Below are 22,916 nucleotides of genomic sequence, written 5' to 3' on the forward strand. Positions count from 1 at the left end.
CCCTACTTCAATGGTTCCTGCTTTGGAAGGTTTTCATCGCATTCACTCATGTCAACAGCAGGCAAATAATATCCATAAGAATATTCGCAACGGTAGCACTTGCGTCCACTCTTTCCATAGCGATTCAACGTTTCTTTCGTACAAGCAAAGCCGACACCACTTTCGGCGGCACTAGCCTTAGTCCATCCAACAGAGCCGTCGTACATGCGCCCCCACTTGTAATAATCATCCGTACAATATGTTCCTTTAGTCAAATGGCCCGGAAGTGTATCGCCCACAGAAGAGTTCAGAACAATCATGTCCAAATCATAGCATCCATTTCTAGGAAGGGTCCACCCTAATGTATCGCAATACAGGAACTGCGTCTTGTTAGATTCGGTAGCCTTGATTTCATGATAGTTTTCCGCAGAGCAGTTTCCGAGATTATACTTCTTCTGCCAGATGTTATTCAAGTATTCCTTAACTTTGTATGCATCGGTTTTATAGCCGAATCCAGGCACGAAATCATCGAACTTATCGCAACTTGAATTATGATTAAAATAATACGCATAGCTCCAATAAGTCGAGAACAGCGAATCCGTCAAAACATCTTCTTTCAACAATTCGTCAAGTCCACCAGATTTCCACACATAAGTCTCGTTAAGGACATTCACGCCCAACAAGTAGTAATTGTAGTCCCGCAACGTCGAAAGATTCATCTTGCTAAAGTCTTCGTGCAAAGAATCGAGCAGGAACAAATCCGAAATTTCTTTTTGCAGCAAAGCCATCGACGAATCAAACGAAAGTCCACGATCAATATAGCGCTTTAAACGTTTCGCCTGCATATGCGTCAAAAGGTTCACGCTTATCGAATCGCCTTTACGAACATCCGCATAAGCTTCTAGAACCTTCCAGTTGGTCATCGGTTCTGTTTCATTCGCATCATAGCAATTGGAATAGAAATTGCCATTCACTTCAAGGTAAACATAGGGCTGTGTAAGTTTGACATTCTCAAGGGAAAAATGCCCCGAATAATCATCCACAAAACCATGGTACGCCACACCTGTTTGCGAAAGCGTGCTATCGACTTCACGCAAAACAACCTCAGTCATCGAATAACCACGCGTTCGATCAACATAGCCAACTATAGTCCGGGTATCCTCTTTTGCGCTTTCCACTTGCGGAACATTCGACGGAGAATCGTCACTGCAAGAGCTCAAAAAATTGCCCAAGCCAAGGATCATTGCAATGATCGGGATATACTTAATTCTGCAAAAAATATTCATTTAATTCACTCTCTTCCAATGATGTATAAAATAGAAATTTCAATAACCAAAAAAGCCCCCTCGTAAGAGGGAGCCCTTTATTCACAAACTGAATTTATGCGTTAGCGAATTAGCGAACTGCAATGCGCTTCGTTGCAAGAACCTTACGGCCTTCAGCGAGACGAACGATTACAGCACCCTTGCCCGCAAACCTAGACATATCGAGGCTCATAGAAGCGCCGGAGAACGTTTCAGAGAGGAGCATGTCGCCACGAACACTGAACACCTTAACAGACTTAGCACCGTTAGAGGTTGTTGCAATGCTCAAGGTGTTGTTGAAGAATGCAATGTTAGCCTTAGTTTCGACAGCTGCTGCAATAGCAGTCGTGCCATTGTCGCGGCCAAGAGCCTTATTAACAACAGTGGCATCGCACGGAACAACAGACCACCACCAAGTTTGGTTGGCTTCTTCGTTAATCCACTGCGGAACGCCTTCACGAACGCGATCCGGATTCATGGTATAGCACTTGCCGGCTGCCATGTTCCTCAAGCCAGAATTGTAGCAGTTCTTATCGTAATCACCCTTGCCGTTCACGAACTTGATGCACTTGGAAACGACAATTTCGCTAGAGCTTGATTGAACAGAACTGGAGGATTTTGCGCTAGAGCTGGATTGAACAGAACTGGAGGATTTCGCGCTGGAACTGGATCGAACAGAGCTGGAGGATTTCGCGCTGGAGCTGGATTGAACAGAGCTAGAGGATTTTGCGCTAGAGCTAGAAACAACAACTTCACCGCAAGACGTTTCGACCCACCACCAAGTTTGGTTGGCATCATCGTTAATCCACTGCGGAACGCCTTCACGAACGCGACCCGGATTCATGGTATAGCACTTGCCGGCTGCCATGTTCCTCAAGCCAGAATTGTAGCAGTTCTTGTCGTAATCACCCTTGCCGTTCTTGAATGCGATGCACTTGGAAACGACAATTTCGCTAGAGCTGGATTGAACAGAACTGGAGGATTTCGCGCTGGAACTGGATCGAACAGAGCTGGAGGATTTTGCGCTGGAGCTGGATTGAACAGAGCTGGAGGAAGCAACACTGGAGCTAGATTTGACAGAGCTAGAGGATGCAACACTGGAGCTAGAAGCGATAGAGCTGGAGGATTTCGCGCTGGAGCTGGAAACAACCACTTCACCGCAAGACGTTTCGACCCACCACCAAGTTTGGTTGACATCATCGTTGATCCACTGCGGAACGCCTTCACGAACGCGATCCGGATTCATGGTATAGCACTTGCCGGCTGCCATGTTCCTCAAGCCAGAATTGTAGCAGTTCTTGTCGTAGTCACCCTTGCCGTTCACGAACTTGATGCACTTGGAAACGACAACTTCGCTGGAACTAGAAGCAACGGAGCTAGAGGAAGCAACACTGGAGCTAGATTTGACAGAGCTAGAGGATGCAACACTGGAGCTAGAAGCGATAGAGCTGGAAGATACAACACTGGAGCTAGAAGCAACAGAGCTGGAGGATTTCGCACTGGAGCTGGAAACCTCTTCATAGCAAGGAGTTTCAAACCACCAGCTTCCATCAGAAGCATCCGTAACAAAATAGCCAAATAAAACACTACGAGGATGATTCGGGTTCAAAACATAGCACTTTCCCTCTTTCATGTTATCCAAACCGGACTTATAACAGTATTTTTCAACGTCGCCAACATTCCCCTTAAACTCAATACATCTTTCAACAAGATTTGGATTGTCAGAGCTGGAAGAAGACTCGATAAATGGTTCATTCTTGTCGACATTAAACGTAACATATTCGTGATTTTCGGACTCTTTGATGCCAGAAAGAGCAATATTCGCATTATACCCATCATAAAAGACAAACTTATTGAATTCCGTTACATTATCCCATCCCGGGAACGGATCACTATCTGAGCCATATCCGCTTGTTCTGGGAACAGCTTCAATAATATCAGCACGCAAATGGTTGCCATCAGCATTAATTCCATTATTATTCCAAACTCTCGCATCATAATCGATATGCCAAATCAACATCCCCGAATTCGGCAATTGAGCATCCCAACCTTTCATTGAACGATATTCAAGCAAATACATTTCATCTGGATTATTCGGATTAGTAACGCTATATGCTTGATTGTCATCTATTTTATCCAAGCGCAACGAACCGCTCTCTTTGATTTCCTCAGGAGTCAGCCAGCCCATCGACATTTTTTCGAATGCGGTATAAAGCACAGGCGCACAATTCGTCACGTGGTCCACATTACTAGGGCAAAGATTATCGCCATTCGCCATAACGCTCCAATAGCCAACACTTTCTCGATTACTCGTCTTATTCACATCATACATATCATTCAGGCCAAGAAGATGACTAAACTCGTGGATAAAAACGCCGATTCCCTCCAAAGCAGTCGTTGTGTTATCGTAAGCATACGCATGACTAGAAATTTCGTTTGAGCAAGAATAGTTGCCGATATTAGATCCACTTCCCATGTGAGGCCAAACAGCATCCGATATGCCCGAACCAGCCGAACTCGGACCTGCAAAAATCACAGATGTATACACACCATACAACGACATATCAATTCCACCCCGATCGAGCAAATTCATAGCTTCCCGTATAGGAGTCGGATCAATTTGTCCATAAGATGCGCGTGTTTTAGAAAGCGTCACTGGACCATAAACATCAAAAATCGGGCGGAATTTTCCATTCGAGTTCTTTATAAAGTAATCTCTAACACTTCCGGTATTATGATACTTATTATACCCTTCCTTATTCAGATACTCAGTAAATTGAGCCTTGGGGTCAGCGCTTGAAAACTTCACATCTTGATATTGCGCCAGAATGACTAGCACATGGACTTCACCGCTCTTATTGTAGTTGGGTAACCGCTGTATCGTAGATTTGGCAAATTTCGGTTTTTCATATCCAAAATTTTCTGCAATTTGAGCATTTTCACGCAACTTCTGGTAAATCAGATTTTGATTAAGACCTGCAAGGTATCGAATCTCGGTTTCGTTGCGTTCGCCCACATTTCGAGCGTACACTCCCGAAGATTTACCATTCTCATCTGCATAGGCATAAAAACCTAGAGCATCCTTTTGCAAGATGTAGCCATCAGCAGTTTCATAGAAATTAAACCGCTCATCGCCAACTTGACGAACCACAAGAATTGATCCATCAGGCTGTTTCATCGGAAAAGTGGCGTTGCTTGCAGGAATTGCAAAACTTTGCGCAGCCAAGAACAACAATAGTAACATAATCTGAATAATTTTCATTTTCTCCCTCCGTTTTATTTGAAATTATTACAGCGATACTTTATTCTATTTGTTGCAGACAAATATAATTACGTTTTTTAATTATTTCAAGGCCATTTAAACGTTTTTGCCTGTTTGTCACCAATTAATTAATCAAAAGCGTTTACCCCCCCCCAAAAAAAAGGTTTCCTCTTTCGAGGAAGCACATTTCACGAAAAATATTCATTTAATCTACTCACTTCTATGTAGTATAAAATAGAAAAATAGACATACAAAAAAGCCCCCTCGTAAGAGGGAGCCCTTTATTCACAAACTGAATTTATGCGTTAGCGAATTAGCGAACTGCAATGCGCTTCGTTGCGAGAACCTTACGGCCTTCAGCGAGACGAACGATTACAGCACCCTTGCCCGCAAACTTAGACATATCCAAGCTCATAGAAGCGCCGGAGAATGTTTCAGAGAGGAGCATGTCGCCACGGACACTGAACACCTTAACAGTCTTAGCACCGTTAGAGGTCGTTGCAATGCTCAAGGTGTTGTTCATGAATGCAATGTTGGACTTAGCTTCAACAGCTGCTGCGATTGCAGTCGTGCCATTGTCGCGACCGAGAACCTTTTCAATCGGCTTGATCTTGTCGTCGATGAGAATAATCGGTTCGTCATCGCAAGGAACTTCCGTCCACCACCAATCCTGAGTGGCAACATTGTTGATCCACTGCTGCTTGTACTGACCATCAGCAATACGATCCGGATTCAGAGCGTAGCACTTGCCTTCTGCCATTTCGAGAAGACCGTCGTTGTAGCAGTTGATGTCGTAGTTGCCAGAGCCGTTCACGAATTCGATGCACTTGGAAACGACAACTTCGCTAGAGCTAGAAATCGGTTCAACAGAGCTGGAAGATTCTTCGCTGGAGCTGGATTCTTCAACAGAGCTGGAGGATTCTTCGCTGGAGCTGGAGAGTTCTTCGCTAGAGCTAGAAACTTCTTCAGAGCTGGAGGATTCCACACTAGAGCTGGATTCTTCAACAGAGCTAGAAGATTCTACGACGGAGCTGGAGGATTCCGGTTCGTCGGAGCAAGCAGTTTCAACCCACCACCAGGAGTCAACGGCTCTGTTATTGATCCAGAGATCGTTAACCTGACCGCGTTCCGGGTTGAGCATGTAGCACTTGCCTTCTGCCATGTCGTTAAGACCAGCGTTGAAGCACTTGCCATTGTAGTTGCCAGAGCCGTTTACGAATTCAACGCACTTGGAAACAACGACAATTTCGCTGGAGCTGGATTCTTCAACAGAGCTGGAAGATTCTTCGCTAGAGCTGGAGACTTCTTCGGAGCTGGAAGAAACTTCTTCGCTGGAGCTGGAGACTTCTTCAGAGCTAGAAGAAACTTCTTCGCTGGAGCTGGAGATTTCTTCGGAGCTGGAAGAAACTTCTTCGCTGGAGCTGGAGATTTCTTCAGAGCTAGAAGAAACTTCTTCGCTGGAGCTGGAGACTTCTTCAGAGCTGGAAGAAACTTCTTCGCTAGAGCTGGAGACGATGATTTCAGCGGTGCACGGAGTTGTAATCCACCAATATTTATTATAACCACTCTTTTTCTTCGTCACATCAGTGCTATAACCCTCATATCCTCTACCATGCGTAGATTTTACTTCCGGGTTGATGGTATAGCACGTGTTCTTAGCCATATTCTTCAAGCCAGACTTATAGCAGTTATCTGCAACATTGTTTTTATTGATGGTTTTGCCATTATAATCGATGCAGAGTTCAACGATTTCTACCTGAACGCTAGAGCTGGAGACATCTTCAGAGCTGGAAGATTCTTCGCTGGAGCTGGAGACTTCTTCAGAGCTAGAAGATTCCACGCTAGAGCTGGATTCTTCGACAGAGCTAGAAGATTCTTCAACGGAGCTGGAGGATTCTTCGCTAGAGCTAGAAAGTTCTTCAGAGCTGGAAGATTCTACACTGGAGCTAGAGACTTCTTCAGAGCTAGAAGATTCCACGCTAGAGCTGGATTCTTCAACAGAGCTAGAAGATTCTGCGACGGAACTGGAGGATGCCGGTTCGTCTGCGCAAGGAGTTTCAACCCACCACCAGGCGTCAACGGCTCTGTTATTGATCCAGAGGTCGTTAACCTGACCGCGTTCCGGGTTGATCTTGTAGCACTTGCCTTCAGCCATGTCGTTAAGACCGGCATTGAAGCACTTGCCATTGTAGTTGCCCGAGCCGTTTACGAATTCAACGCACTTGGAAACAACGACAATTTCGCTGGAGCTGGAAACCGGTTCAGCAGAGCTAGAAGAAACAACTTCGCTAGAGCTGGATGCCGGTTCTTCGGAACTGGAAGAAGCAACTTCGCTGGAGCTGGATGCCGGTTCTTCAGAGCTAGAAGAAACGACTTCGCTGGAGCTAGATGCCGGAGCAACACTGGAGCTGGATTCTTCGACAGAGCTAGAAGATGCCGGAGCTTCAATGCAATCCGTTTCGACCCACCACCATGTCTGGGATGCAAAGTTGTTAATCCACTGCGGATTTTCAAGCTTGCGATCCGGATTCATAGTATAGCACTTGCCTTTCACCATGTCGTCAAGGCCGGCATTATAGCAATTATCGCCATAATGACCAGTGCCATTCACGAACGGAATGCAAGGGGCGCCGTCTTGAGCAAAAGCCATAGCAGAGGCTACGCCCAAGAGCAATGATGTACTCTTAATGTTTTTCATTTATTTGCCTTTTTTAGTTTATTTTAAGGTTGAATAAATGTAGTAAATCATTTATACATAATAACAAAAATCATACAACAATTATATCATATAGATACAAAACCGCCAAATTTGCAAAATTTCGGCATTTTCAGCACCGCTGTAATTTTATTTTTACAGCTTGAAAAGTCTACAATTTCGTTTAGATGTAAAAACAAGTTCACATAAACCCAAACAAATATTTACAAACAAAGATTATTCAAAAAAGTTCATTCAAAACAGACAAAGCGTATAAAAATTCAAACAAAAGCAAAAAAAAGTCCGAGAACTGACTGTTCCCGGACTTTTTCCTATTCACAATTTAGATTAAATGACTTAGTCTAACTTAATCTTCTTAAGGACTGCGGAATTAGCGTTCTTGACACGCACAACATAGAGACCGCTCGGAACGCCATTCAAGGAGATGGCGACAGTGCCCCTTGCGTCCTTATCGAACGACTTCAAAACGCTACCTGTCACAGAAATCAGGTCAACATGAACTTTTCCGTCAGTTTCAAGCTGGAGCGTTCTGCCCGAAAGCGTCATCTTCGGAGCGTTAGTCACCGCTGTAGGCAAGGCAATCGTGCCATTGCTAGAGCTAGATTCCACAGAGCTGGAGCTAGCCGGAACAGAGCTCGAAGAAACCGGGCCCGCAGGTGTTGCAGCGGCAAGATTCGGCATGTTGCCCGAAACGAGCAAACCGTTCAAAAGTTTGAGAGACTGGTTGAAGTAATTTTCATCACCAAGAGCGACGGCTTCTTTCCAGTATTCGTCAAGCTTAGACTGGTATTTAGCATCCGAAATCAAGGCCGTCATAAGAGAAGTCACAAACGTGCTGTTGTGATCACTGCCGAGACCGCCAGACGAACGATTAACCGATCCACTCATGCGCGAAGCAGACACTGTAGAAACAAATTCAGCCATTTTCTTGTCGAGAGCAAGAGCTCGCTGGTCACCATGCCAGCAAACGGCCTTGGCGTTACGCCACGGAGCGCGGGAAGCATCGTAGCTGTATTGGTCATCTTCGCTCTTGCCATTTTTGTCAGTCCAGTCATCGATAAGGCCGGTCGTAACTTCTGCAGAGCTAGCTTCATACAACTTCATGTTGGCATCGTAAGCAGTCTTGTTCCAGAAATCGGCATTTTCAGTATCGACCAAAGCAAAAAGCGGCATGTAAGCCGGGTCAAAATAGCCCGGATTCTTGCGGTTGTAACCGGCATCGCCCCACTTGTCGCCCGGCAAATGCAAACCGTTCGATTCGAATTCGAACTTTTTCATGGACTGAATGAGTTTCTTGGCATCTTCCTTGTACTTTTCATCGCCAAACTGATAGTAAGCCATCACGAGAGCGGCTGCAGCATCGATATCGCCATCGAGAGCGGCACCTTTATCGTAAGCCTGGTTGAGATTACCGACCTTCCACACCATCAGGCCGTTTTCGTTCATCATCTTTTTGTAGAAGTTCCAAATTTTATCGAATTGCGACTGATAGCTCGTAGTGTTGTCGCTAAAGTAGACCATCAAAAGCATGCCGTAACCGACACCTTCCGAGAAGTATTCGTTGGAACCCGGGTTAGAACGCACACCGGCCACATCGCCTTCTTCGTTGTACATGGTCTTGAGCCAATAAGCAAACTGGGACTTCAATTCTTCGGAAGCCTTAGCCTTGTCGCTCAAAAGCGTTGCGTTTCCACCATAATCGGACATCTGCGGAAACGGGAAGTTCACCTTAGCCTGAGCAAGACCAAAAGCAAAGAGGCCTGCAAGACCCAATTTTGCCAAACAATTCATACACAACTCCTATGCCCAATGGGCCGTTAAATCCATATAAAAATAAATTTTTAACAGCCAAATTTATATTATTTAACACATACGTTTTAACGATTTGTGCGGTCCATCACGACAAAAAACGGGTCATGATACGCCACGTGCCAATTTTCGGCAGAATCAAGCGTGGCAATCAATTTATCCCAGCGGGCATAATAGCGGAGCGGTAGCACAACGCGGTCCATGTTCTGCAATTCTGCTTCATGGAGGAATACACGCGGAGATTCTGCATACCGCAGGTAATTTTCGAAAAATTCCGCTGTTTTGAGGATAAAACGACCATCGATATACGTAGAATCGGATGGATTCACAAAAGCCAAATAGCCCCCGGCGCGGTCATCATTGAAAAGTCTCCCCGAATGCGGATGCGATTTCATCCATTCTGCAGCAGCGACTGGAACGCGCTGGTACGCCACCATGGAATCATAAGCCAATAGCGATTTCACCCAAAGCCCAAAGAGGAACGCAATGAGGAGCATAGGAAGTAGCGCATAGAGAGCCGACCGCTTACCTTCGGCAGAACTCAAACGAGCGAAGAATCGCGTTTTCAAGGCGACCGCAAAAAAAACAGGCAAAAAGAGCACAAAATTGCGTTCGGCAATAAGCGCAAGAACAGCCGTTACAACAAGGCAAAAAGGCTGCAAGCGGCAATCCAGTATGGCCTCGGTCCGTTCCGTCCTTTGCCAAACCAACCGCCCCGAAGAATAGGGTGATTTTCGAGAATACCACTGGACACACGCCAACGCAAGCCCCGCAAGAATAAGAACAATCATCAGCGCTGATTGCAATACATTCTCCCCCGCCATCAAAAGCGTTATGGGAGAGCGATTTTCAGCAATTTCACTTGCAAAAACGGCAGCAGAAGGAGAAAGCCCTACCAAACGATCAAACAATCCCACCGGATAAATGAACAAGTGCGGACCATCTCGATGCAAGAAGGGCATTACAAGCATAATCGCGACAAAAGCGAGTTGCCCCCAATACCTTTTATAATCCAATTTTTTCCAGCTCCAAACAACCATATTCCACACTTCAAACTCGAACGCGAACACCGTAAATGCAAAAAGCAACCCAAGAATATACAATCCCTGAAATCTGCACCAGAACCATTGAATGGCAAGAATCAACAAAGCCGATGCAATTAACCTTGCTTTATAAATTCGAACGCTATACTGATGTTCCTCCCCAAGACCTTTATGGCGAAGGTAGTGACTTTTCCCAGCTGTAATAAAAAGCCACGGCAAAACGTTCCAGTAAATGCCGAGGAAAATCAAGCTGAAAAGTACCGGTCGGATTTCAAATTGATAACGGAAAATAAAGAGGATTACCGCAAAAATTGCAAAGCAAATAATAGATTGCTTCACCCCTACGGGGTTCGCAATGACGTTGTCTTGACGAGTTCGTACCGAAGGCCACAAGAACAGTGCAAAAACGAGGCCCCACAGAATCGCCTTAAACGCAACGAGCAACCTCGCACCACCGAGGTTGTACACAAAAGCAACTATTTGCTGAAAATACTCGTGCACATTCACGACAGGCTCACGAACCGGAGTCCATGTAGTCACCCATTCGCGTGCACAAGCCAAATGCCACCAGATATCGGTATCTGTCAGCGGAAACACTGCAAAAAGCGCAACCGCTATAGACACCAATACCAAAAGCAACATCATCTAGCGCCTACTTCGAAGATTTCCCCGAATCAATCGACTTGACAAATTCATTCAAACGTTTCGAGAACTGTATTGCACCATCTTTGTTCAAATGGTCATAGTCGTTTGCCATCGAAGAGGGGTAATCATGGTCGCCAAACTTATTCTCGTCAAAGACAAAGAAATTCGACTTGGCCTCTGCAAATTCATTGATTTCATCAAGGATTTTCTTAGCATGGCTACGGAGCATGCCATGACGTGAATAAGCACCCGTCTTCTTATATTCCGGGCTCACCGGGAAAACGACACCGATTACAACGATATTGCGTTCCTTGGCAATGCGTACAAGGTCCTTCAGCTTATCAATATCACCCGTGAAAATTCCCAAGCATTGATCCAAGCTATGTTTGGCCAAGCACATGTTATAGTTCGTGTCTACAACATCATTCATGCAAACACTCATCGTATATTTCGAAAGGCACGTATTTTGGTCTTCATCCACAAGGCAATTGGACAAATTCTTATTGAACAAGCAGTTACTCCACGTAGAATCCGGGTCAATAACGACATGTCCGTTTTCATCGGCCCAGCCTCTATTATCCGAAGCCGCATACCAGCCGCGTTCCTTAATAACCGACTGCGCCTCATCTACGGCATTTTCCATGACGAGATCCACAAACGCATTATCGACTCCGTCCGGATAAAATTCATGTTTTTCGTCATATACAAAGCCTAGGGCATCGCCCCTGCACAAATTAATATCCATGCGTTTATCAATATTATACCACAAATCAATATCAAGACCCACAGCAACATACTTTACCTTGGATGCATGATTCACAACATAATTTTCAAAAAGGTAATGGATACAATGCATGTCGCACGGAACGACACCCATATTCATCGCCGAAACGCTCATTTGTGATGGATCAAAGCCTGCCCACATGTGCGAATTGCCAAGCCCGATAAATTCTACGGAATCCTTGAGTTTCCAGAACATCGGCATTTTGTGAGAAAGCAAATAGTTTGTTTGGTTCCCTGCCGAAACGTAGACACCGACGCTATCGGCATCCCAATTCGACGATTCCGAAGAATTACCCGTAGAAACCCAGAAACACGGATGCCAAATTTCTTCACCCTCGACAAGTACCGTCACCGAGCTATCCTTGGTATTCACCAAAGCAATTTTTTTGTGAGCGCCATCAGCATTAGCAAGCGTTACGACGGCAACATTTTCGTCATTCAGCACCCATTCACTATGGTCAAACGTATAACCCGACGGAGCCGCAACTGAAGAAACAAGCTTACCATTATTATCGGCAATAAGCAAGCGTTCGTGAGTACGGTACTTTTCACCAACAAACGTGCGACCCGTTTCTCCGCCAAAATCAAGGAACAACGTACGCTTGCTCTTTTTATTCAAAGAAGCATTGCAAGCTTGTTCGCCATTATACCACAAAGTATCTTTTGCATCCGATTTTGCAATCGAGCCCTTAGCAGCCACACGAGCGCGGAGCACGCGAGCACCTGTCACCGTCAACGATTCGTCATCACTAATACCGCCATGGTAAGCGCCATCAAACAATTTTTGCGGTTCGCCAAATTTTCCATTGGCAAACTTCACCTGCCATGTCGAAGCCGATTTAAATACGGATTCATCTTTGTTGTTACCGGCATCAGTTACATAGACAATCACCGTATCGCCATTTTCGAGAACGCGCCAGCGCGGAATCGCAGCCGATTTTACATCAAGCTTAACAAGATTGGAACCTTCGGCATTTAAGTCACGGACATAAACGCTAGAGGCACCGCTCAGGCCTTCCTCTCTCGTGCAGAAAGCAACGCGTTTTCCGTCCGGAGAAATGTCCGGGTGATAAACATCAATTGTATCCTTGATTTCTACAATTGTCGGCGAGACTCTTCTAAAATCAACAAACACCAAATTCTTGGTATTGTAGTTCCTAAACGCAAGTTTGGACTTTGAAGTTCCAAAAAGCGGCGTGATATTCTGGGAGCTAGCGACAAGGGAAAGATTAGAAGCAACCGCAGAACCCGATGCATCGAGCCAAACCGGATTTTCGATTTTTCCATAAGCCAAGCGGAATCCCAAATAATCCGAGGCGCTCGTTCCCGTCACGGTATAGACGTCGCCACGAGCATACAAGTTTATATCCGAAATTGCGGTTCTGTAATTTCCGCCCTTAATAACGCGTTCGCCAAGATTACCGCCATCGGCACCGCCCACGTAATTGGTAATTGACGTATCGCGGAAATTTCCAAGCCAGTCGTTCACCCATTCGGTCACGTTACCGAGCATATCGCACAAGCCGTTTTCATCTTTTTTCGTGCAAACTTCGTGCGCCTTAGAACCTGAATTTTCGACATTCCAGCTCTTATAAACATTGAACGACAAACCGGCAGCAAAACTCCATTCTGCTTCAGTCGGCAAACGGAACGCTTCAACATCCGGCTTAAACACAAAGCCATTCAAGAGGTTGCAATGGCCATTTTTGTCAAATTCTGCAGAGGAATACGTATAAGCAGTATCCATTCCAGCGGCTTTGCTTTTGGCATTTGCAAAAAGAACGGCATCGTAATAGGTCACGTTGACCGCAGGCAAAGATTCCTTTTCGCAATCCAACTTGACACCGCCTTTTTTGTCCATCAGCGCATTAAATTCGCCACAAGTAACTTCATGCTTGCCTAACTGGAAATCATAAGTGAACTTGACATCCATTTGCGGGCGTTCATTCGCCTTTGCGGACTTGGAATTTGTCCCCAATTCGGCAACTTTGCCCGAAGAACGGATTAATGCAAAATCTTCTTGCAACGTAACATCCGAACAATTTTCCTGCGAGCTGCAAACGAGCGATGAGCCCATTTCGGTCTGCGTAGGAGAATCGTCCGAACAAGAAAGTAAGAAAGAACCAACTAAAAAAGATGTACCGACAAAGACTGCTTTTTTCATTCCTAAAAAATACAAATTTATATAGGCAAAAGCAAATTATTTCATCGTCCGTAAAAGCGAATCCAAGCGTAATGTTACCTTACTTGCGCCCTGAATACTAAGATGGTCCGTATTCAAAGCACATTCATCGCCATAGTCATGATATCCGTTTTTATTTTCATCCAACAAGCGGAAATGCGGATATTCGCTTTGGTACCTGTTCAGAGAATCCAAAACAGCCATCGCTTTAGAACGGCGCGGACCATAACGGCCCCAAGCACCGGTTTCACGATACCCAGGATTCTGCGGGAACACAACGCCGACAACCTTAACACCCAAAGGGGCCGTCTTGATTATAAAGTTTTTGATGCGTTCCAAATTCCACTTAATCTTCGCATCGCCCGTAGCGCCACCCCAGCTAGAATCGAATTCTACCGTAGCAGGGCCCCAGGCAACGCCGTTATCACTGAAAAATCCTCGAGTCGGTTCATAAATCGTTCTTGCAATTTCTGAATACTGGGACGATTCTTCCACAGCATCCAAGAACCAATCCGGAATACCCGACACCCAAAAACCGTGGTTTGCATCATACACAAAGCCCGGCGTATTCGCCATCAAAATTTCCGTATATTCCGACGAATTGTGCCAAAGATCCAAATCAATAGAAACTACAATAAATTTCAGTTTCGACAAATGATTCAGCCCATAATTTTCGGCAACATACAGGGATGCGTTCATGTCGTTACCCGAATGCCCCGTATTCAGTGCAAAACCCGAAGTAAGAGCCGTTACCATAAGGCTGTTTTCGGTTCTAGAGCTCCCTACACACAAGATTTCAATATCATCTTTATACTTCCAGAGCATCGACATTTTATAGCCAAGCGATACGTGCGCCCAGTCCTGTCCATCCTTAAAGTAGACTCCGGCGCTATCAAGGTCGATGACGATATCGTCCCCCACATTCATTCCTTTTTTCACCCATAAACTCGGGTGCCACAATTCATCACCTTCCACAAGGTCAATGACACTATCATCCAGCAAATTAACCATAACGATTTTCGGATGGGCACCATTCACATTCGTAAGCGTTGCAACAGCAATGTTGCCTATTCCAGAAGCCCATTCGCTATGATCAAATGTAAAGCCGCTCGGAGCCCCCACAGAGTGAACCAAGTTTCCGCTCGAATCGGCAACCAACAAACGTTCATGCGTTATGTAACTTGTACCCGCAAAAGTTTGCCCCGTGACTCCGCCAAAATCAAGGAATAAAGTCCGCTTACTGCTATCCTTGGCAAGCGAAGCATTGCAAGCCTGTTCACCGCCATACCAGACTACATTCGTTCCAATCGCAGGTGATTGCCCATTCAGTGCAATATGCGCACGCAAAAGTCGAGCGCCCGTGACAGCAAGCATATTATCTTCGCTGATTCCGCCATGGAAAGCGCCATCCATTAACTTTTCCGGCATGCCGAACTGACCATTTGCAAATTTCACTTGCCATGTCGAATTTGTCATAAACACAGCATCATCCTTATTGTTCCCGACATCCGTTACATAAACAATGACAGTATCACCATTGGGAAGAACGCGCCAGCGAGGAATTGCCGCACTCGGCACATTCAATTTCACCAGATTCGAACCTTTTGCATTCAAATCGCGGACATAAACTTCTGATGTTCCTGCAATACCTTCAATTTTTGTACAGAACGCCACACGTTTACCATCTGGCGAAATTTCGGGATGGTACATTTCAAGCGTATCTTCAATTTCGATTACAGAAGGGACCGCGCTAGAAAAATCGATATAGGCCAAATTTCCAGTAACATCATTGCGGAATGCAAGTTTCGCCTTGGATGTACCAATCAAGGAACGCAAAAGCGAAGCATTTGCAAGCGCGGTAATTCTACTCGAGGCCGCATTACCATTAGAGCCCATCCAAACAGGATTCGGAATTTCACCGAAAGCAAGACGGAAACCGACGTAATCAGCTCGAGTCGCCGAAGTCACGGTATAAACATCGCCGCGATTGTACGAATTAATGGTTTTCACAGAATTACGGAAGCAACCGCCTTTGACAACTCGAAGTCCCAAGGTGCCGCCATCAGGAGCGCCAACATAATTCGTCAAAACAGTATCACGGAAATTTCCATTCCAATCATTCACCCACTCCATTGCATTTCCAATCATATCACAAACTCTTGCCGTATTATTCGTTCGGGAACAGACTTCATGGAGTTGGTAATCCGAATTTTCAGCAACCCAGCCTTCCGCCGTATTCCAGTTTGCGCCTGCGACAAGCACCCATTCAGCTTCGGTCGGCAAACGATAAGCTTTCTTTTCGGGGTGGAAAACAAAGCCTTCCAAATTGGTGCAATGATTTTCTGCATCGAATTGCGCATTGGCATAAGTGTAGGCCGTATCGAATCCTTCGGACTTGCTACGTTCATTTGCAAAAAGCACCGCATCATAGTAAGTCAAATCCGTCGCAGGATTTTTTCCATAAAGGCATTTCAAGGTAAGGCCAATTGCGGGCTTCATCAAAGCATTAAATTCATCGCAACGAACTTCATAACGGCCTATCGAAAAATCGTAGTCCAATTCGACCCTCATTTGCGGGCGTTCATTCGATTTTGCGGATGCATCATTCGTTCCCAAGCGAACAGCACCCTTACTTGAAATGCGCAACATTCCAGATAGGGAATCTACCGCAATATTTACATCTGGCCCATCTTGCCAAGATGCATGATTGGATTCAGTACATGCGCATAAAAACGCAATTAAAAGAATAAGAAAACATCTCATACTTGCTCCCCTTGCTAAAATATTTACTTATCTAATTTTAATTCAGACAATAATGAATCTAGCCTTCTTGTAAATTGTTTTGCGCCCAACGTACTCAAATGATCGACGTTATACGCCATTTCGTTCGTGTAATCGTGCGCGCCAAATTTATTTTCATCAAACAAAATGACATCCATTGCCTTTACAGAATCAATAATGTCCATGGCATAGCTGCGTTTGGGGCCATAAACGCCAAACGACCCAGTTTCGGCGTAGCCCGGATGTTGCGGATATACAGTCACAACAACCTTTATTCCCAATGTACGTGCAACCTTGATGACATACTTAAAGTACAGGTAATTTTCTTCAAAGACCGGTGAATTCTTTGGAGAATCCGTAGAATCCTTCAGGAATACAGGGAATCCCCAACTATTATCCGGCAGCAAGAAGTCTTCTAGCGTATAGGGATGTTGGAGTGCCGTTTCAGGACGCGGAGTCACCTTCACGGCATCGACAAAATGTTCCGGCAAACCGTTGACCCAGAATTCATGATTTTCATCGTACTTGAATCCAGGCACTTTATTGTAAATAACATTGATCCAAGTCGAAAAACCATCATACCACAAGAAGTCTGGAGACATTTCAAGAACGAGAACTTTTAAATTCTTGAGATGGTTCAATACATAATGGATAAACAGGTAAGACATTCCTGTCATCTGCCCTGCAGAATAAGCCATATTCAACATGTGATGCGACTTGATGCTTTTGTCATGCAAGGCAAACATTGTACGCGAAGAACCAAGAGCAACAGCGGTAATGCTATCACGTTCTTCCCAGAAGCGCTGCATTTTCACGCGAAGTTCCAAGGCACTGTAATAAGCGCTCGACAAATAATAAACGCCGGCACTATCTGTATCAAGTTCTTCGCTGCTGTAATTGTTTTTGGAATGCCACAAGCACGGATGCCAAAGTTCTTCGCCCTCGACAAGCGTTTTCACAGAATTGTCCGACAAGTTAATCAACACAATCTTTTCATGAGCGCCACTCGCATTTGCAAGTGTCGCGACAACATAGTTTGTACCGCCCAAGACCCATTCCGTATGATCAAACGTATAGCCTTTCGGGGCAGCAACACTCTGAATAAGGTTGCCCTTTACATCGGCAACGAGGAGACGTTCATGAGTGCGATAAGACTGCCCCACAAATTCTGCTCCAGTCTTGCCGCCAAAATCGAGAAACACGGTTCTATCGCTACCATCGTTAGCAAGAGACACATTGCAAGCCTGTTCACCGCCATACCAAACCGTATCAATTCCATTGAACACAGTCTTTCCTCTCGGGGCAACACGCGCACGCAAAAGCCTAGCACCAGAAACCGCAATTTGCTTTGTCAAACTCACGCCACCGTGATAGGCTCCATCAAACAGCTTTTGGGGCTTTCCGAATTTTCCATTATTGAACGGGACCTTCCAAGTGCTCATTGTTGCAAAAGTGGCATCATCCTTATTATTTGCAGCACTCGACACATAAACGATTGCCGTATCGCCATTTTCTAAAAGAGTCCAACGCGGAATGGCCGCATTTTCAACTTCCAACTTGACCAAGTCAGAACCTTTAGCATCAAGGTTTCGCACATATACACTCGACGGTCCATTCATGCCTTCGACGCCCGTGCTGTAAGCAACGCGTTTTCCATCCGGTGAAACATCCGGGTGGTAAGCTTTCTGCGTATCGTCAATTTCGACAACAGAAATAACACCACTTCCAAAATCAATAAAGGACAAGTTACTTGCAAGGTCATTACGGAACACAAGTTTCGATTCAAATGTTCCCGTAATTCGCTTCATTTCAAAAATAGCCACTTGCGATTTTACAACGGATTCCTTAACAGAGCCGTTTTCATCGAGCCAAGTCGGATTGGGAATTGCTCCCAAAGCAAGCCTAAAGCCGAGATAATCGCCCTTTGTCGAAGATATGACCGTATAGACATCGCCACGACTATGCAAGTTCGTTGTAGAAGGTTCGTTTCTATAGCTTCCGCCTTTTACAACACGTTCACCAAGGCTACCTTCATCGGCTCCACCGACAAAATTCGTTACAGGTTCCTTCTTAAAATACGTGAGCCAGTCATTGACCCATTCCAGGACATTCCCCGCCATGTCATAAACGCCAATTTCATTTGCAGGAGATGTACCCACGTCGTGGAACTTGTATTCAGAATTGATGCTATTCCAACCCTTTTCAGGATTCCAGCCTTGACTTGCCACATAAACCCATTCGGCTTCGGTCGGCAAGCGGTATCCCTTTACATTTTCATGGAATACAAGACCCGTTAAGTTGTCACAACTCCCCGACGCGTCAAAAGATGCACTGGTGTACGTATAAACGGTATCGAGTAAATCCTGCTTACTTTTGGCATTCGCATAAAGTACAGCATCGTAGAACGTCACATTCGTTATAGGGCTGTTATCGCCATACAAGCCTTCGCACTTGGCAGCAGCATCCTTACGCAAGGCATTATATTCACCGCAAGTGACCTCATGTTCGCCAATGTAAAAGTCATACGTAAAAAATGATTCCATCTGAGGCATATCGCTCTGACGGGCTCCACTCACATCGGTACCCAAGAAGGTGGATTGCCCATGAGCATCGACAAAGACAAAACCTTTGATTGGCACAATATTTTTTTCAGGTTCATCGTTCACGGGAGAACCACTGTTATCGCTACATGCGCTTAACAGTGCAAAAATGAACATGAAAAAACTAAAGTACCTCATTTTTTACTCTCCCAGGACAACAACAGGTTATTCAGCCGAGAAGTCAACATGACACTACCGCCATAGCACAAATGGTCTTCATCTACGGCCATTAAGTTCGTGTAATCATGTTCACCCATTTTATTTTCATCCATCACAACAAAATTCGGGTATTCTTTATTCAGCGATTCGAGTTCGCTAATCAACTTTTTCGCAGAACTGCGGCGCAAGCCATAACGTCCAAACGCACCCGTTTTCGCATAGCCCGGGCTCTGCGGGAAAATAAGGCCCACAACACGGATATTTTTCTTTGCAGCAGCCTTGATAATGGATACAAGAGCGGCCTTGCTATCGTCAATCAAATTCCTATGTTCATCGAGATAGCTGCTATCCTGTTCAATTTCAGGTTCATCACGCCACGAATGGCAAATCGCATTCGCATAGCGGCCACGATCTTTCATGTAATGGCTTTCATCCGACGAGCCCACAGCACTTTCGGTATATTCCAACAAGCCTTCCGGATAGCCATCGCTCCAGTAATCATGATTTGCATCATAGATGTAGCCAGGATAATTCAAGAAATCCGTATAGAAAAAGTTATCGCCATCAGGGCCATCTACTTTATGCCAAAAATCAATATCAAGCGAAACAACAATATACTTGAGATTCTTCATGTGCTTCAAAATATAGCGGTCCAAGAAATCTCGGGACATGTAAATGGAATTGGGCGTTTGTCCAAAATTCACGGCAAAGAATCGCTTGTCAAACAGCGAAGGCGTTACGCCAAACATCGGTCGCGACGAGCCCAAGATAACCACGTTCGCAGAATCGCGATACTTCCAAAGAAGGTTCATCTTGTAGCGCATGATAACAGATTCCCACTTGTCCGAAGGGCGCAAATAAACGCCTGCACTATCAGGATCAAGTTTACTCTTTTCGGGAACATAAACCTTTTGGCTCCAGACACTCGGGTGCCAAAGTTCATCGCCCTCCACCAAATCAGTCACGGTTCCATCGCCCACATTTATAAGGACCACTTTTGCATGGGCACCATTGGCATTCGTAAGCGTTGCGACGATAAAGCCGCCATTAGGCTCCGGACTTGTATAATTCAAAACCCATTCCGCATGGTCAAAGCTATAGCCAACCGGAGCCGCAATCGTCTTAATCAGTTTACCTGTGCTATCGGCAATCAGCAAACGTTCATGCGTTCCGTAGCTTTCCCCCACAAAATCGGCACCGGTCTTACCGCCAAAATCGAGGAACGAGACGCGTTTGGTACCATCATTGGCAAGCGACACATTGCAAGCCTGTTCCCCGTTATACCACACCGTATCGCGACCATTCGCAAGCGATCCATTTGCACCAGCAATACGCGCACGCAGCAACCGCGCGCCCGTCACGGCAAGTTTATTATCGCCAGAAATCCCGCCATGGTACGCACCATCAAAAAGTTTTTGCGGAGTTCCGAAACGACCATTGGCATACTTCACCTGCCAAGTACTCTTCGACTTGAACGAGGATTCATCCTTATTGTTTCCGGCATCGGACACATAGACAATCACCGTATCGCCATTTTCAAGCACTCGCCAACGCGGGATAGAAACATTCCCTTTCACATTGACTTTCAAAGGCTTTGCATAAACAGTCGAAAGCGCACGGATATAAGCCTCGGATTTTCCCGAGACACCTTCCATTCCCGTGCAGAACACGACAAGCCTTCCATCCGGAGAAATATCGGGATGGTAAGAATCAATCGTATCAGAAATTTCAGTAACCGAAAGCGTTCCGTTGACATAATCGACAAACGCCAAGTTGCCAGACACATCGTTACGGAACACGAGCTTTGTACGGTACGTTCCCAGATTATCCTTGATAAGCGTAGCACTTGCCATCGGGATGATTCGGCTATCACGCGCCTTGCCGTCGCGCCCCATCCACACCGCATTCGCAATTTTTCCAAACGCAATACGGAACCCCAAATACTCCGACTTTGCAGCCGACGTCACGATATAGACATCACCGCGATTGTAGAGTTTTATTGCCGACGGTTCATTGCGGTAGCTCCCGCCCTTAATAACACGTTCGCCAAGAACGCCGCCATCAGGGCCACCCACGTAATTCGTAATCGTCGTATCCTTGAAATAGCCAAGCCAATCAGAAACCCATTCCTTTACGTTTCCGCCCATATCGCAGAAATCTCCACGAAGGCGTGGGTACGAGCATACTTTTTGCGGTTCAAACCCAGAATTCTGGGCATTCCATTCACCGGAGGGGTTCCAGTCACGATCGGCAGCCATCAACCATTCCGCTTCGGTCGGCAAACGGTAAGCATCCACTTCGGGGTGAAAAACAAGCCCTTCCATTGAGATGCAATTCCCGTTGGCATCAAAAGCAGTCGAGGAGTAAGTGTAAGCGGTATCGTAGCCTTCGCGCTTGCTACGTTCGTTCGAAAACAGCACAGCATCGTAATAGGTCACTTTTGTCACAGGCAACAAATCTGAATTTTCGCCATTGCAACGTTCATCAAAAGTAGTCCCCATAATAGACTTGAACTCGGCACAAGTAACCTCGTGCATGCCCATGGAAAAATCATAATTCAAAGCAGCACGCAACTGCGGGCGTTCACTCGCCTTTGCTGCCGAAGCATACGTGCCCAAATACGAAAGCGTTCCGCCGCTCGAATTTCTGACCTTCGAGGCTTTGATAACAATCAATCCGTCATGGACATTATCATTTTCTACAGGAGCATTGAGCCAAACGTGATCACCATAAAAAGTGTCACAACCAGCAAGAACGAGCAAAAACGGTACTAAAAAAAGTACCTTTTCAAGGAAAAAAGGATGTGCAAAATACTTAGACATTTTCTCCTTAAAAATAGCTTTTTAGGCTAACCCAAACCACTCGTTCTCTAGCCGTTTTCCCCTTAAAAACAGCCTTTCATCAATTAAAATAAGTAATCAAAATGGATTTGGCAATCTATTTTTCGCTATAGTTTGATTTGCATCAATTCCCGGATATTCGGGGAAAAATTCTTCTGCCATGCGGTACCACGTGAGCGCGCGCGGAATGTCTGTTTCGAGGTAGAGATTGCCGATATCAAAAGCCGCAAGACCTACGAACTGTCGCGCTTCGAGCGGTTTAAATTCAAGACCGGTCCATCGCCCATCCTTGTATTTTTCGCGATATTCCGCATCTGTGTACGAATACCCTCGGAGATTCGGCTCCAAATTCACCAAACTATCCGCAAAATGATAGCGTAAAAAAACATGCCCCGGGAGGAGAATGGCGTCGAGATGCAAGCCGCGCGATTCCGCCACCATGAGCGCAAGCCACGAAAGCCCCATGCAACCGGATTTTTGATTTTCGAGAACGCGAAGCGGGAGCACAGACTCTTTTGCAATAGCAGCCTCGCCTGCCCCTGCAAATTCGATATTCCAGAATTCCCATAGCAATTTTTTGAGGGAACCCAACGTATCGCGGGAAGCGGCAACACTGCTATCAAAAAATGCAAGGCCCTTACTCCAATCACTGACGGAATCCAAGCAAGAAGGCGCACGCTCTTCGAAAACGCACGCCATTTCGCGATAGCTCATTTTATCGAAACGTCCGCTCCAAAGCAGAAGCGAAAGCGCAATCACGAACGCCGCAAGGAACAAAGGCCAGAAGAAACGCGCGAGCATAAATGCGCCGAA

The 22,916-nt window shown here is 45.6% G+C and carries 10 protein-coding genes; all 10 read right to left on the reverse strand.

Going from position 1 to position 22,916, the window contains the following annotated elements:
- Positions 1-2: 2 nt before the first annotated feature.
- Positions 3-1,265 (reverse strand): hypothetical protein, encoded by a 1,263-nt coding sequence (locus BUQ91_RS06895; RefSeq protein WP_074208640.1) that lies wholly within the window; start codon positions 1,263-1,265, stop codon positions 3-5.
- A 109-nt stretch (positions 1,266-1,374) separates the two neighbouring features.
- Positions 1,375-4,545 (reverse strand): M6 family metalloprotease domain-containing protein, encoded by a 3,171-nt coding sequence (locus BUQ91_RS06900; protein ID WP_074208641.1) that lies wholly within the window; start codon positions 4,543-4,545, stop codon positions 1,375-1,377.
- A 313-nt stretch (positions 4,546-4,858) separates the two neighbouring features.
- Complete coding sequence (locus BUQ91_RS06905; protein WP_074208642.1) at positions 4,859-7,243, reverse strand: hypothetical protein; 2,385 nt, start codon at positions 7,241-7,243, stop codon at positions 4,859-4,861.
- Positions 7,244-7,597: 354 nt separating this feature from the next.
- Positions 7,598-9,052 carry a glycosyl hydrolase family 8 gene (locus BUQ91_RS06910; RefSeq protein ID WP_074208643.1) on the reverse strand — a complete coding sequence of 485 codons (1,455 nt, stop codon included), beginning with the start codon at positions 9,050-9,052 and terminating at the stop codon, positions 7,598-7,600.
- A gap of 86 nt (positions 9,053-9,138) precedes the next feature.
- Positions 9,139-10,758 (reverse strand): hypothetical protein, encoded by a 1,620-nt coding sequence (locus tag BUQ91_RS06915; protein WP_074208644.1) that lies wholly within the window; start codon positions 10,756-10,758, stop codon positions 9,139-9,141.
- 7 nt (positions 10,759-10,765) lie between these two features.
- Positions 10,766-13,705 carry a TIGR02171 family lipoprotein gene (locus tag BUQ91_RS06920; RefSeq protein WP_074208645.1) on the reverse strand — a complete coding sequence of 980 codons (2,940 nt, stop codon included), beginning with the start codon at positions 13,703-13,705 and terminating at the stop codon, positions 10,766-10,768.
- A gap of 36 nt (positions 13,706-13,741) precedes the next feature.
- Positions 13,742-16,486: a TIGR02171 family lipoprotein gene (locus tag BUQ91_RS06925; protein WP_074208646.1), complete on the reverse strand. Its 2,745-nt coding sequence runs from the start codon at positions 16,484-16,486 to the stop codon at positions 13,742-13,744.
- A gap of 23 nt (positions 16,487-16,509) precedes the next feature.
- Positions 16,510-19,242 (reverse strand): TIGR02171 family lipoprotein, encoded by a 2,733-nt coding sequence (locus BUQ91_RS06930; RefSeq protein ID WP_074208647.1) that lies wholly within the window; start codon positions 19,240-19,242, stop codon positions 16,510-16,512.
- Positions 19,239-22,085, reverse strand: a complete 2,847-nt coding sequence (locus BUQ91_RS06935; protein WP_074208648.1) for a TIGR02171 family lipoprotein — start codon at positions 22,083-22,085, stop codon at positions 19,239-19,241. The genes BUQ91_RS06930 and BUQ91_RS06935 overlap by 4 nt, the downstream gene beginning before the upstream one ends.
- Positions 22,086-22,181: 96 nt before the next feature.
- Entirely contained in the window at positions 22,182-22,904 is a 723-nt protein-coding gene (locus BUQ91_RS06940; protein ID WP_074208649.1) for a transglutaminase family protein, read from the reverse strand.
- Positions 22,905-22,916: the final 12 nt, after the last annotated feature.

It is taken from the genome of Fibrobacter sp. UWB11 (assembly GCF_900143015.1).
Classification (GTDB): domain Bacteria; phylum Fibrobacterota; class Fibrobacteria; order Fibrobacterales; family Fibrobacteraceae; genus Fibrobacter.

Coding starts and splice junctions, on each gene's coding strand:
- BUQ91_RS06895 (WP_074208640.1), bottom strand. CDS start 1,265: ATGAATATTTTTTGCAGAATTAAGTATATCCCGATCATTGCAATGATC.
- BUQ91_RS06900 (WP_074208641.1), bottom strand. CDS start 4,545: ATGAAAATTATTCAGATTATGTTACTATTGTTGTTCTTGGCTGCGCAA.
- BUQ91_RS06905 (WP_074208642.1), bottom strand. CDS start 7,243: ATGAAAAACATTAAGAGTACATCATTGCTCTTGGGCGTAGCCTCTGCT.
- BUQ91_RS06910 (WP_074208643.1), bottom strand. CDS start 9,052: ATGAATTGTTTGGCAAAATTGGGTCTTGCAGGCCTCTTTGCTTTTGGT.
- BUQ91_RS06915 (WP_074208644.1), bottom strand. CDS start 10,758: ATGATGTTGCTTTTGGTATTGGTGTCTATAGCGGTTGCGCTTTTTGCA.
- BUQ91_RS06920 (WP_074208645.1), bottom strand. CDS start 13,705: ATGAAAAAAGCAGTCTTTGTCGGTACATCTTTTTTAGTTGGTTCTTTC.
- BUQ91_RS06925 (WP_074208646.1), bottom strand. CDS start 16,486: ATGAGATGTTTTCTTATTCTTTTAATTGCGTTTTTATGCGCATGTACT.
- BUQ91_RS06930 (WP_074208647.1), bottom strand. CDS start 19,242: ATGAGGTACTTTAGTTTTTTCATGTTCATTTTTGCACTGTTAAGCGCA.
- BUQ91_RS06935 (WP_074208648.1), bottom strand. CDS start 22,085: ATGTCTAAGTATTTTGCACATCCTTTTTTCCTTGAAAAGGTACTTTTT.
- BUQ91_RS06940 (WP_074208649.1), bottom strand. CDS start 22,904: ATGCTCGCGCGTTTCTTCTGGCCTTTGTTCCTTGCGGCGTTCGTGATT.